This window comes from Chengkuizengella sediminis (assembly GCF_010078385.1).
GTDB classification, from domain to species: Bacteria; Bacillota; Bacilli; order Paenibacillales; family KCTC-33759; genus Chengkuizengella; species Chengkuizengella sediminis.
Genome location: NZ_SIJC01000001.1, coordinates 836,256 through 851,733, shown reverse-complemented (window position 1 = coordinate 851,733; position 15,478 = coordinate 836,256). Strand labels below are relative to the sequence as shown.

The 15,478-nt window shown below is 34.0% G+C and carries 17 protein-coding genes; 14 read left to right on the top strand and 3 right to left on the bottom strand.

The features are described 5' to 3' along the window. Positions 1-77: 77 nt before the first annotated feature. Positions 78-1,166 carry a tRNA 2-thiouridine(34) synthase MnmA gene (mnmA, locus tag EPK97_RS04225; RefSeq protein WP_162035326.1) on the bottom strand — a complete coding sequence of 363 codons (1,089 nt, stop codon included), beginning with the start codon at positions 1,164-1,166 and terminating at the stop codon, positions 78-80. Between the two features lie 345 nt (positions 1,167-1,511). On the opposite strand from mnmA, the gene cymR reads away from it, so the two are divergent. The 14 genes from cymR (at position 1,512) to EPK97_RS04155 (ending at position 13,865) form a co-directional block, all read left to right on the top strand. Continuing rightward, positions 1,512-1,934, top strand: coding sequence for a cysteine metabolism transcriptional regulator CymR (gene cymR, locus EPK97_RS04220; RefSeq protein ID WP_162035325.1), 423 nt, complete (start codon positions 1,512-1,514; stop codon positions 1,932-1,934). Between the two features lie 13 nt (positions 1,935-1,947). Further along, complete coding sequence (locus EPK97_RS04215) at positions 1,948-3,096, top strand: cysteine desulfurase family protein (protein WP_162035324.1); 1,149 nt, start codon at positions 1,948-1,950, stop codon at positions 3,094-3,096. Positions 3,097-3,112: 16 nt separating this feature from the next. Then, positions 3,113-3,637: a PRC-barrel domain-containing protein gene (locus EPK97_RS04210; protein ID WP_162035323.1), complete on the top strand. Its 525-nt coding sequence runs from the start codon at positions 3,113-3,115 to the stop codon at positions 3,635-3,637. A 10-nt stretch (positions 3,638-3,647) separates the two neighbouring features. Further along, positions 3,648-3,857: a hypothetical protein gene (locus tag EPK97_RS04205; RefSeq protein WP_162035454.1), complete on the top strand. Its 210-nt coding sequence runs from the start codon at positions 3,648-3,650 to the stop codon at positions 3,855-3,857. A gap of 168 nt (positions 3,858-4,025) precedes the next feature. Then, positions 4,026-5,096, top strand: coding sequence for an AI-2E family transporter (locus tag EPK97_RS04200; RefSeq protein ID WP_162035322.1), 1,071 nt, complete (start codon positions 4,026-4,028; stop codon positions 5,094-5,096). Positions 5,097-5,197: 101 nt separating this feature from the next. Next, positions 5,198-5,545 carry a helix-turn-helix domain-containing protein gene (locus tag EPK97_RS04195; RefSeq protein WP_162035321.1) on the top strand — a complete coding sequence of 116 codons (348 nt, stop codon included), beginning with the start codon at positions 5,198-5,200 and terminating at the stop codon, positions 5,543-5,545. A 221-nt stretch (positions 5,546-5,766) separates the two neighbouring features. After that, positions 5,767-8,400, top strand: coding sequence for an alanine--tRNA ligase (alaS, locus tag EPK97_RS04190; protein WP_162035320.1), 2,634 nt, complete (start codon positions 5,767-5,769; stop codon positions 8,398-8,400). A 134-nt stretch (positions 8,401-8,534) separates the two neighbouring features. Then, positions 8,535-8,795 (top strand): IreB family regulatory phosphoprotein, encoded by a 261-nt coding sequence (locus EPK97_RS04185; RefSeq protein WP_162035319.1) that lies wholly within the window; start codon positions 8,535-8,537, stop codon positions 8,793-8,795. A 74-nt stretch (positions 8,796-8,869) separates the two neighbouring features. Further along, complete coding sequence (ruvX, locus tag EPK97_RS04180) at positions 8,870-9,280, top strand: Holliday junction resolvase RuvX (RefSeq protein WP_162035318.1); 411 nt, start codon at positions 8,870-8,872, stop codon at positions 9,278-9,280. A 22-nt stretch (positions 9,281-9,302) separates the two neighbouring features. Continuing rightward, a complete protein-coding gene (locus EPK97_RS04175; protein WP_162035317.1) occupies positions 9,303-9,620 on the top strand; it encodes a DUF1292 domain-containing protein in 318 nt (105 codons plus the stop codon). A 127-nt stretch (positions 9,621-9,747) separates the two neighbouring features. Continuing rightward, the gene (mltG, locus tag EPK97_RS04170; RefSeq protein ID WP_240903674.1) at positions 9,748-10,860 is read left to right on the top strand and encodes an endolytic transglycosylase MltG; all 1,113 of its coding nucleotides are present in this window, start codon (positions 9,748-9,750) and stop codon (positions 10,858-10,860) included. Between the two features lie 20 nt (positions 10,861-10,880). Continuing rightward, on the top strand, positions 10,881-11,546 hold the full coding sequence (locus tag EPK97_RS04165; RefSeq protein ID WP_162035315.1) for an O-methyltransferase: 666 nt from the start codon (positions 10,881-10,883) through the stop codon (positions 11,544-11,546). A gap of 112 nt (positions 11,547-11,658) precedes the next feature. Next, positions 11,659-12,588 carry a peptidase U32 family protein gene (locus tag EPK97_RS04160; RefSeq protein WP_162035314.1) on the top strand — a complete coding sequence of 310 codons (930 nt, stop codon included), beginning with the start codon at positions 11,659-11,661 and terminating at the stop codon, positions 12,586-12,588. Positions 12,589-12,605: 17 nt separating this feature from the next. Further along, on the top strand, positions 12,606-13,865 hold the full coding sequence (locus tag EPK97_RS04155; RefSeq protein ID WP_162035313.1) for a peptidase U32 family protein: 1,260 nt from the start codon (positions 12,606-12,608) through the stop codon (positions 13,863-13,865). A 78-nt stretch (positions 13,866-13,943) separates the two neighbouring features. Here the strand turns inward: EPK97_RS04155 and EPK97_RS04150 are convergent, their stop codons facing one another. Then, a complete protein-coding gene (locus tag EPK97_RS04150; RefSeq protein WP_162035312.1) occupies positions 13,944-14,393 on the bottom strand; it encodes a MarR family winged helix-turn-helix transcriptional regulator in 450 nt (149 codons plus the stop codon). Positions 14,394-14,574: 181 nt separating this feature from the next. Next, positions 14,575-15,336: a pirin family protein gene (locus EPK97_RS04145; protein ID WP_162035311.1), complete on the bottom strand. Its 762-nt coding sequence runs from the start codon at positions 15,334-15,336 to the stop codon at positions 14,575-14,577. Positions 15,337-15,478: the final 142 nt, after the last annotated feature.

Below are 15,478 nucleotides of genomic sequence, written 5' to 3'. Positions count from 1 at the left end.
GTTATGAATAAAAAGGACCTCCAAAAATGAAGGTCCTTTTATGTGAAATTTGAACTTTTAAATGCAAGATAAATGAGTTACTTCAAGACATGATCAATGGTTGCTCCACCTAAACATACTTCATCTTGATAAAATACAACTGCCTGTCCAGGAGTAACTGCTTTTTGGGGCTCATCAAATTGTATATGAACTTGACCATCTTTGATTGCAGTTACTGTAATCCCTTGATCCTGTTGTCTATAACGAAACTTAGCTGTACATTTTAGAGGAGTATCAGGGGCTACATCACTGATCCAAACTGCATCAGAGGCAATGAGTCCTTTGGAATATAAACTAGGATGCTGCTCTCCTTGTACTACATAAAGAACATTGTTTTTTAAATCTTTATCAGCTACAAACCAAGGTTCACCTGAACCTTTTCCTCCAATACCTAATCCTTTACGCTGACCTAACGTATAATACATCAATCCATCATGTCGCCCGACCACATCACCTTCAAATGTTTTCATATCACCTGGTTGAGCAGGAAGATATTCACTTAAAAACGCTTTGAAATTCCTTTCCCCTATAAAACAAACCCCAGTACTATCTTTTTTCTTGGCCGTTGCTAGCCCTGATTCTTCCGCAATTTTACGAACCTCTTGTTTTGGTAGATGTCCTATCGGAAACATCGCTTTTGAGAGCTGTTTTTGATTTAATTTACTCAAAAAATAACTTTGATCTTTATTATTATCAACACCACGTAATAGAGTATGTTGCCCATTTTCTCGTTCTAGACGGGCATAGTGACCTGTGGCAATATAATCTGCACCTAATTCAAGTGCTTTATTTAAAAAGTCTCCAAATTTAATCTCTCGATTACACATAACGTCAGGATTTGGAGTACGTCCTTTTTTGTATTCATCTAAGAAGTAAGAAAATACTTTATCACTATATTCTTTTTCAAAATTCACAGTGTAAAATGGAATATCAATTTGTGCACAAACTCTTCTTACATCCTCAGCATCTTCTTCTGCTGTACAATGTCCAAATTCATCAGTATCATCCCAATTTTTCATGAACACACCAATGACTTCGTAACCTTGTTGTTTTAATAATAATGCTGTGACTGAAGAATCAACGCCTCCTGACATACCCACTACGACGCGAGTTCCTTTGTTAGACATGGTAAAAACCTCACTTATTTTATCTAATACCTACAAAAGTGGGACCCTGGAAATATAACACAACTTGGGATTCTAATCACTTTTGTAGGTCTAATTTATTATTCTTATATTTCAATAGTAATGAGTTTAACATATTTTTAAAAAATTCAATAAAAATAGTCAAATTTTTTACTATTGCAAGCTCTTATATGATAACATATAATTAACTTTTCAATAACTAACTTTTTATAACTTACTTTTCCTTATATATATAAACTGAATTGAATTATACGGTAGTATAAATGATGGATTACTGTTTATAACTAATAAGAAACTAAACTAATATTTATTGTATGGGGTGTTACCTTGAAAATTTCTACTAAAGGTCGTTATGGACTTACAATCATGATGGAATTGGCTTCAAATTATGGAGAAGGACCAATCTCACTTAAAAGTATAGCTGAAAAGCATCGATTATCAGAGCATTATTTAGAGCAATTGGTGGCGCCATTAAGAAACTCTGGTTTAGTCAAGAGCATTCGTGGAGCATATGGAGGTTATCAGTGTTCTAAACCACCAGAAGATATAACAGCAGGGGATGTAATTCGTGTATTAGAAGGACCCATTAGTCCGGTTGACTTTACAGAAGAAGATGATCCTGCAAAAAGAGATCTTTGGATCAATATTCGAGACAGTATTGCAAAGGTATTAGATTCAACTACTTTGGCAAATCTAATCCATTATCAAGATCAAGGAGATGAACATGAGAGTAACATGTTCTATATTTAACAGGTGATTAACAATGCATAATATTTATTTAGACCATGCTGCAGCGACTCCGCTGCACCCTGAAGTTTTTGATGTCATGGTACCGTTTATGAAAGAGCATTATGGAAATCCTTCGAGTCTTCATTCTTATGGCAGGAGTGCCAAAATTGCTTTGGATTCATCTCGTGACTCCATAGCATCTCATTTAAATTGCAGTCCAAATGAGATTATTTTTACAAGTGGTGGAACAGAAAGTGTTAATTTAGCAATTATGGGTATTATAGCAGCAAGTAAACAAAAACCTGTACATGTGATAACAACTCAGATTGAGCATCGAGCTGTATTAAGTACTTGCCAACAACTTGAAGATCTAGGACATGCCGTCACTTACCTTCCCATTGACAAGACTGGTTTAGTTTCAATTGAGGATTTGAATAAAGCAATCAAACCTGAAACAGTGTTAATTAGTATCAACTATGGAAACAACGAAGTTGGAACACTACAACCGATTGAGGAAATCGGTGGTTTGGCGCGTGAAAAAGGAATTTATTTTCATGTAGATGCTGTACAAACATTGGGTAAAATAATGATTAACCTTTTAGATCTTCCTGTTGATCTTATGAGTTTTTCTGGACATAAAATTAATGGACCAAAAGGTATTGGTTTATTGTATGTAAATAAAAAAGTCCATATACTTCCTAATATATATGGTGGAAACCAAGAACGTAAACGTCGTGGAGGCACGGAAAATCTTGCAGCCATTGTAGGTTTTTCTAAGGCGATTGAGCTTTCCGTTCATAATGTAAATAAAAATCAGAAAATTCTAAATGATTTAAGATCACTGTTGATTGAAGAGTTAAGTAAAGAATTAGGACATGAAGGATTTGTTATTAATGGTCATCCTATCAAAAGATTGCCGCATATTTTAAATGTAAGTTTTCAACAAATGAACAAGGAAACGTTGTTGATGAATTTTGATATTGAAGGAGTTGCAGCTTCTAGTGGGTCTGCTTGCACATCTGGTTCTATAAAGGACTCGCATGTATTAGATGCGATGGATATTTCTCCCGAATTGAAAAAAGGAGCTATTCGTTTTAGCTTGGGTATAAATAATACAAAAAAAGAAATGATAACAGCTGCAAAAAAAATTGGAACCATTGTAAATCGTTTACGTAGTAAGTAGAAGGGAGAGTTATATTTTGCATAAAGCCAAAGATATAATTGGACTACCCGTCATTGAGATTGAGAAGGGTGAGCAAACAGGCTCTGTAAAAGATTTTCTACTTAACAATAATTGGGAAATTCAAGCAATCATTTTAGAAGGAAAACATTGGTTTTCTTCAACTAGAATTGTGGAATGGGAAAATATAATTTCCATTGGTAAAGATGCTGTAACCATACAAAATGAAGAGGTTATTCAGCAGCTAGATGATGTATCTAATCAGTTTCATCCTTTATACGATGGAGAGAAAAAAATACTGGGTCTTCCAATTTTAACGGTGAATGGTCATGAATTAGGAATGGTTGATGATGTTTATTTTGGTGGGAAATTGGGAAGAAAAATAATAGGATATGAATTAACAGATGGTTTAATCTCAGATATACAGGATGGAAGAAAGTGGCTGCCTGCTCCTATACAAATAACCGTAGGAAAAGACGCAATAATCGTTCCTGTTCAGAGTGAACAAGATCTGGTGGATTCATGGATTAATTCGAAGGGATAGGGTGAATAAGGTGTTACGTTGTCCAAATTGTAATTCTAAAGATATTGGAAAAATAGGATCACATCAATTTTACTGTTGGGGTTGTTTCATAGAACTAACAGTTAATGGAGAAAAAATGTCAGTATTTCAAGTAGAAGAAGATGGTTCCCTTAGTTCTCTAGATGATTTATTTTTTGAAGAAGAAATGTCAGAAGAGGTACAAGAGATACACGCAACTTAAAAATACTAAGAATTAACATAACAAACATAACACTTAGAGAAATTTTAATCTTCTCTAGGTGTTTTTTTTGTGGAAGTAGGGTGAATTAGTGGTTATTTTCTACTTTTAGTACATATACTTTAAAATACAATGACTTGTACTAGAAATTCAAAGTGTTGGGGAGAAATTATGGAACGTTTTCTAAACAATCGGTTTTTTATCATATTAATTTATATTTTGTTAATCATGGTTGCTTTGTTTATGCTGTTGCAAATCAAACCAATGATTATTGGCATATATAATTTTGTTAGTGCTGTTTTAGCACCATTTATTATCGCAATGATTATTTCGTATGTATTGAATCCAATAGTTAATTTACTTAGCGTGCGTAAAGTCCCAAGAACATTAGCTGTTTTACTTATTTACGCAGTATTTGTTACTTCAATTACCGTAATATTAATGAATTTAATCCCGATGTTTATGAAACAATTGAAAGAACTGAATGAACATTTACCCGAATTAACTGCCACGGTACAAAAATGGCTAGATTATGTATATGAAAATCGCTTTTTTCCTGAATCTGTTCGTCTTGGTGTAACAAATTCACTTATGAATTTTGAAAATAATATTGGTAAAGAAGTTTCTCAACTTATTAGTGATATAGGAAGTTATATTAATATGATGTTTCTTGCCTTCATCGTTCCGTTCTTAGCTTTTTATATGTTAAAAGACTTTAAGTTAATTGAAAAAGGTTCTTTAGCCATCATTCCAAGTAAACACCGAAAGCAAACAGTTCGTTTATTAATCAATATTGATGAGGCATTAGGAAATTACATACGAGGGCAGTTTTTAGTTTGTGTCGTAGTAGGTATATTAGCGTATATTGGATATTGGGTTATTGGTATGCCTTATGCTCTACTATTAGCAAGTGTTGTTGCTATTTTTAACATCATTCCTTATTTAGGGCCATTTTTTGGTGCGGCACCTGCGATCGTAATGGCAGCCACTATTTCTTTTAAAATGGTTTTATTCGTTGCCATTGTAAATATTATTGTTCAAATATTAGAGGGAAATGTAATATCACCTCAGATCGTAGGCAGGACTTTACATTTACATCCAATGTCTATTATTTTTGCTTTGCTAGTAGGGGGGGAATTGGCAGGTGTCGTAGGATTGATCTTAGCAGTTCCTGTTTTTGCTGTTATTAAGGTAATTGTACACCATGTTTTTGACTATTATGTTCAGCGAAAAAAAACATAAAAAATAACAATATGTCTACAAAAGAAATAAACAATATTATATAATTACCTTGAGTTTCCTAAACCATCTTAATCTTTAAGCCCAAAGGAGTTATATAAACATTGGATAAAAAAATACTTTATGCTATTGTGTATCTTGGCATTTGTATGATGATTAGTGCTTGGCTTATTTCTAATGCAATGCATACAAATAACCAACCTGAAAAACAACTATTAACTAAAATAGAATTAGGAAAATACCTAGGATTAGAAAAAGAAGCTCTTGATAAAATCGTACCTGAAATTAATCCAAATGAAGTGCACACTTTACTTGATATTCCATCTATAAGAATAAATAATCTATATTATTTTCCTAAGAAAGCAATAGATGAGTGGTTACTTACAGGAGAAAGAAGTTTTTATGAAAATTATGATTTTGATGATTTCTTTGATCCTATGTCTAATAAATGATTTTATTATTTAACGTTATAATATATTGTTTGTATTCACTTGCCGTTTAGCCCCTATAGTTTGACAATAAAGATGGATAAGTTTATAATTTTTGAATGAATTAATATAGGGAAATTCATTGAAATACATAGAAAAAATACTATTTATTCGTCCCTGTAAAGGGACTTTTTTAATGAAGTAATTTATTTAATATACACACGGTTCTTGAGGAGGTAACAAGAATGAAGTCAGGAGAAATACGTCAAAAGTGGTTAGACTTTTTTGAAACAAAAGGGCATAAGATAGAAGAAAGCGCCTCATTAGTTCCACATAACGATCCATCATTATTATGGATTAATGCAGGGATGGCACCGTTAAAACGTTATTTTGATGGTACAGTGAAACCGGACAACCCTCGTATTGCAAATGCTCAAAAATGTATTCGTACCAATGATATTGAAAATGTAGGTAAAACAAAACGTCATCATACACTCTTTGAAATGTTAGGCAACTTTTCCATAGGTGATTATTTTAAAGAAGAAACAATTACTTGGGCATGGGAGTTTTTAACGGATAAAAAGTGGATAGGCTTTGATCCAGACCGATTATCTGTCACAGTGTATCATGAAGATGATGAAGCTTATAAAATATGGAAAGAAAAAATAGGTATTCCTGAAGAAAGAATATATAAATTAGATGAAGATAATTTTTGGGATATCGGTGAAGGTCCTTGTGGTCCTTGTACAGAGATTTTTTATGATCGTGGAGATGCTTATGGGGATTTATCTGATCCAGAGGTTAATCCAGCGGGTGAGAATGAACGGTTTTTAGAAGTATGGAATCTTGTGTTCTCTCAATTCAATCATAATAAAGATGGATCGTATGCACCGTTACCTAATAAAAATATAGATACAGGGGCTGGGTTAGAACGATTCACAACAATATTACAAGATGTAGATTCTACTTTTGATACAGATTTGTTTCTTCCGACTATTGAAGAAACATGCTCCATTGCGAACGTAAAGTATAAAGAAAATACTGAAATTGACGTTGCACTTAAAGTTATTGCGGATCATATTCGGACAGTTGCATTTGCAATAGGTGATGGTGTGCTACCTTCTAATGAAGGGCGCGGATATGTGATTAGACGTTTGCTTCGCAGAGCAGTTAGATATGGGAAAGTACTTGGCGTAAATGAACCGTTTTTATATCGTTTAGTTCCAATCGTTGCCTCTGTTATGGGTGGATATTATAAAGAAATTGTAGAAAAACAACAGTTCATTGAAAAAATTATTCGTGTTGAAGAAGAACGTTTCCATGAAACTTTATCAGATGGTTTAAATATATTAGCTGAAATGATTCAAGAGGCCAACAAACAAGGAAAATCTGAAATTACTGGAGATCAATCTTTTAAATTATATGATACTTATGGATTCCCTTTAGATTTAACAGAAGATTTTGCACAGGAGAATGGTTTCACAGTAGATCATGATGGATTTGAAAAAGCCATGCAGGAACAGCGTGAGAGAGCCAGAGCAGCAAGACAAGAAGTGGATAGTATGAAGGTTCAGGGAGGTCCACTAACTGACTTAGAGGTTAAAAGTGAATATGTTGGATATAATAACTTGGAGGTTCGTGCAAAAGTTGAAGCCATCATTTTTAATGATCAACTTGTAGATATTGTGAGTGAAAGTAATACTTGCCTAGTTGTATTAGATCAAACACCATTTTATGCTGAAAGTGGTGGACAAGTAAGTGATCATGGAAAACTTGAGAATACATCTTTTAAAGGAAATGTACAAGATGTTTTTAAAGCACCAAATGGTCAGCATGTTCACACATTAAAGATTGAATCTGGCACTATTAAAGTAGGCGATGAAGTAAGTGCCTCTGTTGCAAAAGAAATGAGAGAAGATATTGTTAAAAATCATACCGCAACTCATCTATTACATAAAGCTTTGAAGGAAGTATTAGGTGATCATGTCAATCAAGCCGGTTCATTAGTTGCACCAGAAAGATTAAGATTTGATTTTTCTCATTTTGGGAGTATAAGTGAAGAAGAATTAACACAAATAGAGCAAAAAGTGAACGCACAAATTTGGAAAAATACAGCATTGAAAATTGAGCAAAAGTCTTTAAATGAAGCAAAAGCAATGGGAGCTATGGCGTTATTTGGTGAAAAATATGGCGACACTGTTAGAGTAGTTCAAGTTGGGGATTACAGCATTGAATTATGTGGAGGTTGTCATGTAAATCAAACTTCACAAATTGGATTGTTTAAAATTTTAAGTGAAAATGGAATAGGCTCTGGTATTCGACGTATTGAAGCTGTTACTGGAAAACATGCTTATCAATTTTTATCAAATCAACTAGAACTTTTAGATCAAGGATCTCAACTGCTTAAAACAAAAATTGATGAAGTACCGAAAAGAATAGAAATGTTATTATCACAAAATAAAGAGCTTGTAAGAGAAAATGAATCATTACGTGGGAAATTAAACACGATTGAAGCAGGGTCATTATCTGATCAGGTGAAACAGGTTGGAAATGTACCCGTTTTAGTTGCACAATTGAAACAAGTAAATGCGGATACAATGCGTTCCATGATTGATGAACTTAAAGAAAAGTTAAAATCAGTTGTAATCGTATTTGGTACTGTGAATGAAGGAAAGGTACAGCTGGCTTCTGCAGTTACATCTGACTTAGTAAAACAAGGTTACCATGCAGGTAAAATTATTAAAGAAGTAGCTGCCATTTGTGGAGGTGGCGGAGGTGGTCGCCCAGATATGGCACAAGCTGGAGGTAAGGATCCATCTAAATTGCAACAAGCACTTGATAGTGTTGAAACTTTTATTAAACAAAATCAAGAGAAATAAACAGAATTAACATCTATTCAATTCTATTTTATGATATGATGAAGCTAATATACTCTATTGTAATAGATGTATGCCTTATAAGTGATCTATAGAGTTATTTTGTATAGTGGTATACAAATCGGGAGGTGCTGGTGATGAACAACAACATGGATAGAACAATGCATTTTAAAATGAACAAAGATGGTGAGGCAACATCTCAGGATATTTTATTAACCGTATATGACGCTTTAAAGGAAAAGGGATATAATCCAATCAATCAGATTGTTGGATATTTGTTGTCTGGAGATCCTGCATATATTCCCCGACATAATAATGCTAGAACGATGATTGGGAAACAAGAACGTGACGAGCTCATTGAAGAATTAGTGCGTTCATACTTAAGTCAGCATCGTTAGAATTCAAAGGCCGATGGTTCTCCATCGGGCTTTTTACAACTTGGAGATGTATCAGGGGTTAAGGAGATTTTTGCATGCGAAAAATGGGTTTAGATTACGGGGATAAAACAATTGGTATTGCTGTTAGTGATGAGTTAGGCTGGACAGCACAAGGTGTAGAAGTTATTAGAAGAAAGAGCAAAAAAGAAGATATATCCAGGTTGCGAGAAATCATAAAAGAATATGACATATCTGAAATTGTTCTTGGATTACCTAAAAATATGGATGGGAGCATCGGAGAGCGTGGTCAGCTATGCATTCAATATGGTGAAACTCTTGAAGCAAAGTTGGAGTTGCCCATTCATATGTGGGATGAAAGGTTAACAACTGTTTCAGCTGAACGCACTTTAATAGAGGCTAATATGAGCCGAAAAAAAAGAAAACAAGTGATTGATAAAATGGCAGCAGTATTTATTTTGCAAAGTTACTTAGATGCAAAAAAATAGTTAAATATAGGAGGTTTTAATGATGGGTGAAGAAAATAATAACGAAACAATACTAGAAGATGATTTAGGATCAATATTTATTAAAAATGATGAGGGTGAAGATGAACCTTTCGAGATTATTATGCAATTTGAAGTTCATGAAACAGGTGCAAAATACATGATGGTTGTACCTGAAAATGCGAATGCTAATGAAGATGAAGAAGTTGATGAAGTGTATCCATTCCGTTATGAAGAGGATGGGGATGACCTGAAACTTTTCACCATTGATGATGATGAGGAATGGAATCTTGTTGAAGAAACTTTTAATACGTTACTAACCGAATCTGACTTACAAGAATAAAAATATGCTATAATGAATGAGAATTGAGCGGCCTAGCCCGCTTTTTTCTACGTATGAGAGTAAATTTTGTGCTGAAAATGGAGCTTTTAATCTTTTATTAAAGTTGTTTATAAGGAGGAATTTCGCCTTGGAAAATCAAGAAGAGTTTGTTGAAGAAAATCAACCCCGTAAGAGATGGAAAAAAGTAAAAATCGTATTGTCCATTATATCTTTTATTATTTTTTTAATTGTAGGGGTCGTAGCAGGTGGCGCTTTTTATGGGTATAGCTCTTTACAGCCAGTTGAAGCACAAGATGAAAATATACGTTTCATTGTTGATGCAGGCATGAATTCAAAACAAATTGCAAAACGCTTAGAAAATGAAGGACTTATTCGAAATCAAACATCCTTTACTTATTATTTAAAGTTCAAGGGTGAAGGGCAACGTTTCCAAGCAGGAGAATATGAAATGAAGCCAGGGATCACGATTGATGAAATTATTCAAAAATTTAATAATGGTGAAACTGTAGTTGATACCATTCAATTCACAATTCCTGAAGGTTATACTGTATCTCAAATTGCGGACAAGCTGAGTCAAGAGCAATTAGTTAACATAGATGTTTTACATGAATTGCTGTTGCAACCCGAGTTGTTTTTAAGCGAATCCATCAAAAATATACCAGAAGATGAAAATTTAAAACATGTGTTAGAAGGTTATCTTTTTCCTGAAACGTATGAAATGAAAGCTGATAGCAGTGAACAGGATATCGTTGAAAGGATGCTTTTAGAGTTGGATAGGAAATTACAGACTTTACCAGAAAACTGGCAAGATCAGCTTGAAACACAAGGTATCTCTTTTCATGAAATGATGACGATTGCTTCACTTATTGAAAGAGAAGTAGTTGTGAATGAAGAAAGAAAAACTGTAGCTGGTGTAATTTATAATAGAATAAGGGATAATAGCATAAAACTTGAAATTGATGCTACTGTACAATATGCGTTAGAAGAACCAAAGGAACGTTTATTGTATGAGGACTTAGAGATAGAAAGTCCTTATAATACGTATTATGTTGAGGGATTACCACCTGGGCCCATTGCAAGTCCAAGTATTTTATCAATAGAAGCGGCTCTTTATCCAGAAGAAACAAGTTATTATTACTATGTAACAAAAAAAGATGGAAGTCAGGAGCATTTATTTGCTGAAACTTATGCAGGGCATTTGCAAAATATTGAAAAAAGTAAACAAATGGCTCAAAATTAAGAGAATTAAAGGTGATAAATATGATAGATCCACAAATAAATGAGTATATTTTGAAACTGACTCCAGATCGAAATGACGTTCTGCAAAGGCTAGAAAAGGAAGCAAAAAAAGAAGGTATACCTAACATACAGCTTCAGAGTATCCAGTTTATTAAGGTATTACTGCAAAGTATTCAACCTAAACATATACTTGAGATTGGGTCTGCAATCGGTTATTCTGGAATTCATATGGCAGAAGCTACACCTAAGGCACAAATTACAACATTAGAAATGGATGAAAAACGAGCAACACGAGCAGCACAGAATTTTCAAGAAGCAGGGGTGTCGGATAGAGTGAAACTCATCCTTGGTGATGCAGCTGACACGATACCTACTTTGCAAGAGAGTTTTGATTTTGTTTTTATAGATGCGGCTAAAGGGCAATATACAAAGTTTTTAGAGTTGTCTTTACAACATTGTACCCAGGGAGCTGTGATTGTTTCAGATAATGTATTTTTTCAAGGTTTTGTTACAAAAGAACGAGATGAACTAGAGCCAAGATTTCGCAATATGATTGATAAGCTGAATAAATATAATGAATTGTTGGCCAATCATCCACAACTAGAAACTAGCTTTGTTTCCATTGGAGACGGATTGGCTATGTCAATATATACCCAAAAAAGTGATCAGACAGAAATAACAGCATGAATAAACAGCACTTGAAGTGCTGCTCCTACGTAAACAGTATATGATACTGATACCAGAGAATTAGCTTGTGGTAAGTAGGGAATGCTTGAACATTCTTTTACGAGGTGAAAAAATGAGAACAAAACCAGAGCTGTTAGCTACAGCTGGCTCCTTAGAAGAGTTAGTGCGATTGATCCAAGCAGGAGCAGATGCAGTGAATATTGGGCATAATGAGTACGGAGTAAGATTGCCTGGTAATTTTAGTTTAGAAGAAATCGAAAAAGCAATTCAAATTGCCCATGCAAAAGGGGTTAAGATTTATGTAGCTGTAAACAACATCTTTAATAATGCGCAGATGGAAACATTACCATCTTATTTAAGAGCTCTACATGATTATCAAGTGGATGCCATCGTATTTGGTGATCCTGCGATTATTTCAGTCTTAAAACAGCTAAATATTAAAATGAATTTACATTGGAATACGGAAATGACATCTACAAATTATGTAACAGCTAATTATTGGGGAACAAAAGGTGCTACTCGTATGACATTAGCTAGAGAGTTAAACTTAGAGGAAATTCAAGAAATTAGCGATAAATTAAAGCTAGAAACTCAAATTCAAATTCACGGGATTACAAACATTTACCATTCCAAGCGTGAATTAGTGAAAAGTTATATGGGTCATATCAATAATGAAGTCACAGATAAATTCGATAAAGATCGAAACTTGTATTTAGTAGAATATGAGAGACAGGATTTAAAACTGCCTATTTATGAGGATGAAAATGGTACACACATTATGAGTGCTGATGATATTTGTACAATTGATGTGTTAGATGAAGTGTTGGGAGAGCCTGTTGATAGTGTTAAAATTGAAGGATTGTTAAAATCGATTGAATACAATGAAACCGTTGTACGTTGTTATCGTGAAGCGATAGATTTATACTTTGAAAACCCTGAATCCTACGAGTTTAATCCTGAATGGTTAGAAAAGATCAAACAAGTACAAGATCCAGATCGTGAATTGTCTTACGGTTTCTTTTTTAAAGAGCAAGTATACTGAGTAGGAGGTGTTGAGCGATGACGGTACTTACTAAAAAGTCACCGGGTTCAACAAGAAGAAAATTAGAAAAACCCGAGCTGTTAGCACCTGCGGGAAATTTAGAAAAATTAAAATTTGCAATCCATTACGGAGCGGATGCGGTATATATAGGCGGACAAAGATTTGGGTTACGTTCTAATGCAGATAATTTCAGTATAGAGGAAATGAGGCAAGGTGTAGAATTTGCCAAGAAGTACGGGGCTAAGGTTTTCGTGGCCACAAATATTTATGCACATAATGAGGATTTTGATGGGTTAGAGGAGTATTTAAAACAATTGGAAGAAGTGGGTATTTCTGCTATTATTGCAGCTGATCCAGCTATCGTAAATACAGCATTGAAAGTCGCTCCGAAATTAGAGGTTCATTTGAGCACTCAGCAATCAACGATGAATTGGCAAGCGGTGCAATTTTGGAAAGATGAAGGACTACCAAGGGTTGTATTAGCACGTGAAGCGAACATGGAAGAAATAATTGAAATTAAAGATAAGGTAGATATTGAAATTGAAGCCTTTATCCATGGTGCGATGTGTTCTTCTTATTCTGGACGTTGCGTGTTGTCTAACCATTTTACGGATCGTGATTCAAATCGTGGTGGATGTTCTCAGTCTTGTCGTTGGTATTATGATTTATATGAAGGTGATGAAAAACATCCAATGTTTACAGTCGATGAAGATGATCCGTTTACAATGGGATCTAAGGATTTAGGTATGATTGAGCATATCCCAGAGCTTATTGAATCTGGTATAGATAGCTTTAAGATCGAAGGACGTATGAAAAGTATTCATTATGTAGCGACAGTAGTGAATGCATATCGTCAAGCCATCGATGCTTATATGGAAAACCCTGAGAACTATGAATTAAAACAAGAATGGTTTGATGAAATTCATAAAGCTGCGAACCGTCCATTAAATGCTGGATTCTTTTATAAAACACCAGGTGCGGGGGAGCATATTTATGAAGCTGAAGATAAATTAGTTAATTTTGATTTTGCGGGGTTAGTTCTAGATTATGACGAGGAGTCAGGAATGGCAACGATTCAGCAACGGAATCATTTTAAAGTTGGACAGGAAATTGAATTTTTCGGTCCAAATGGAACGTTTTTCAAACAAACCGTTGAAAAAATCTGGGACGACAAAGGAACTGAAATCGCTGTTGCAAGACATCCTTTGATGACTTTAAGAATGAAGGTAGATCAACCTGTTCATGCTTTAGATATGATGAGAAAAAAGAATGTTTAATCTTATTTCATAATTAAATTAAAAAAACCTTTAACTTATATGTTGAAGGTTTTCTTAAATATACAAATCGTATATGCACTATTTTAGTCCTGCAGAACCCATTCCAATCTTTTTTAACAAATCGATTAAAGTTTCCTTTTCCTCATTGCTGATAAAAGATAAATTACTTGAAATCGTCTCAACATGTTTTGGAAATATTTTGTTGAATAACAACTCCCCTTTTTCAGTAAGTACAACATTTGAAGCTCTTCGATCAGTAGGACAAGCTTGTCTTTTAACAAACTCTTTTTGTTCCAATTTATCAACCACATAAGTTATACTTCCACTTGGAATAGAAAAAATTTCACTAATGCGTTGAATAGGATGAGGACCTTTATTATATAAAAGCTCGAGTATCATAAAATGATCTGGGGCGACACCACTTTCTTTGATGTCCTTACTAACATTGTCAGAAACAGATTTGTTCGCTTTCATCCATATTCTAAAAAGTCTTAAATCAAGCTCACTTTGTTCATCTCCACGGTACATATTTCAGCCTCCTTCGACTGGTTAATCGAGAAAATATATAAATTCATTGTAATTTAAATAATAAAATTAAACATTATATTAAATGCAACAATATTGTATCATATACAAACTAACATGCATACGTCATACAATATGATAGTGAAAGACTCCCTCAATGATAAGGGAGTCTATACAAATTAGTTTAATGACGTTTACTATACAATGGATAGTCAACCTTAATAGGTACCTCTATGAAAATGATTCGAACTTCTCCGTTATCAGAATGGAATGTTACTTCTCCTTCTTCTGAAGAATGAACGTTTACAAAATCTTTATGTTTAAATTCAATCGCATTTTTACTTGTGATTGAGCCATCACCTTTTATGATTAGTCCAGCTAATGTACGATTAGAAGCAAGCGTATGTTGATAAGAGGATCCACTTGATATAGTCACATCATACATTTGAGCATCAGTTATTATATCTATAGGGGAATTTTCACCAATAATCGTTTTGATTTTTACACCATCTTTGTCAGTCGTTACGAATTCATCATGAATATAATTTGTATAAGTTGGCTCACGATGAATAGCCTCTTTTAAGTAGGGCTCAAACCAGATTTGCAGCATTTCAGTAGGTTCACGATGGGATTCTGCATGTGAGAGTCCAGATCCAGCTTTCATTAACTGAGCACCACCAGCACTTACAACACTTTCTGTGTTCAGTGTATCTCGATGATAGCTATTTCCTTTAAGCACATAGGATAATATCTCAAATCCTTGGTGTGGATGTAATCCGATACCACCTTCACCTTCTGTTTTTCCCCATGAAAAATAAAATAGAGGTCCAAGTCGATTAATTACTGATCCTTCCCCGGGAAAACCGATTGGTTTCTGTAGTTTTATTTTCCCTCCATCAAACTCACCTTTCCCTTGATCTGCTGGCTTAAATATTCGAATATCCATGTAAATCATTCTCCTTTTTTTATATAAATAGTTCTCATTAAAATATGATCGTTTCATTTATCCTAAAATTATATATATTTAAAATAGGATAAATATATCCTAACATTAGGATATATGATTGTCAATCCCTGATTTTGATGAC

Coding starts and splice junctions, on each gene's coding strand:
- mnmA (WP_162035326.1), bottom strand. CDS start 1,166: ATGTCTAACAAAGGAACTCGCGTCGTAGTGGGTATGTCAGGAGGCGTT.
- EPK97_RS04215 (WP_162035324.1), top strand. CDS start 1,948: ATGCATAATATTTATTTAGACCATGCTGCAGCGACTCCGCTGCACCCT.
- EPK97_RS04200 (WP_162035322.1), top strand. CDS start 4,026: ATGGAACGTTTTCTAAACAATCGGTTTTTTATCATATTAATTTATATT.
- alaS (WP_162035320.1), top strand. CDS start 5,767: ATGAAGTCAGGAGAAATACGTCAAAAGTGGTTAGACTTTTTTGAAACA.
- EPK97_RS04185 (WP_162035319.1), top strand. CDS start 8,535: ATGAACAACAACATGGATAGAACAATGCATTTTAAAATGAACAAAGAT.
- ruvX (WP_162035318.1), top strand. CDS start 8,870: ATGCGAAAAATGGGTTTAGATTACGGGGATAAAACAATTGGTATTGCT.
- EPK97_RS04175 (WP_162035317.1), top strand. CDS start 9,303: ATGGGTGAAGAAAATAATAACGAAACAATACTAGAAGATGATTTAGGA.
- EPK97_RS04165 (WP_162035315.1), top strand. CDS start 10,881: ATGATAGATCCACAAATAAATGAGTATATTTTGAAACTGACTCCAGAT.
- EPK97_RS04160 (WP_162035314.1), top strand. CDS start 11,659: ATGAGAACAAAACCAGAGCTGTTAGCTACAGCTGGCTCCTTAGAAGAG.
- EPK97_RS04155 (WP_162035313.1), top strand. CDS start 12,606: ATGACGGTACTTACTAAAAAGTCACCGGGTTCAACAAGAAGAAAATTA.
- EPK97_RS04150 (WP_162035312.1), bottom strand. CDS start 14,393: ATGTACCGTGGAGATGAACAAAGTGAGCTTGATTTAAGACTTTTTAGA.
- EPK97_RS04145 (WP_162035311.1), bottom strand. CDS start 15,336: ATGGATATTCGAATATTTAAGCCAGCAGATCAAGGGAAAGGTGAGTTT.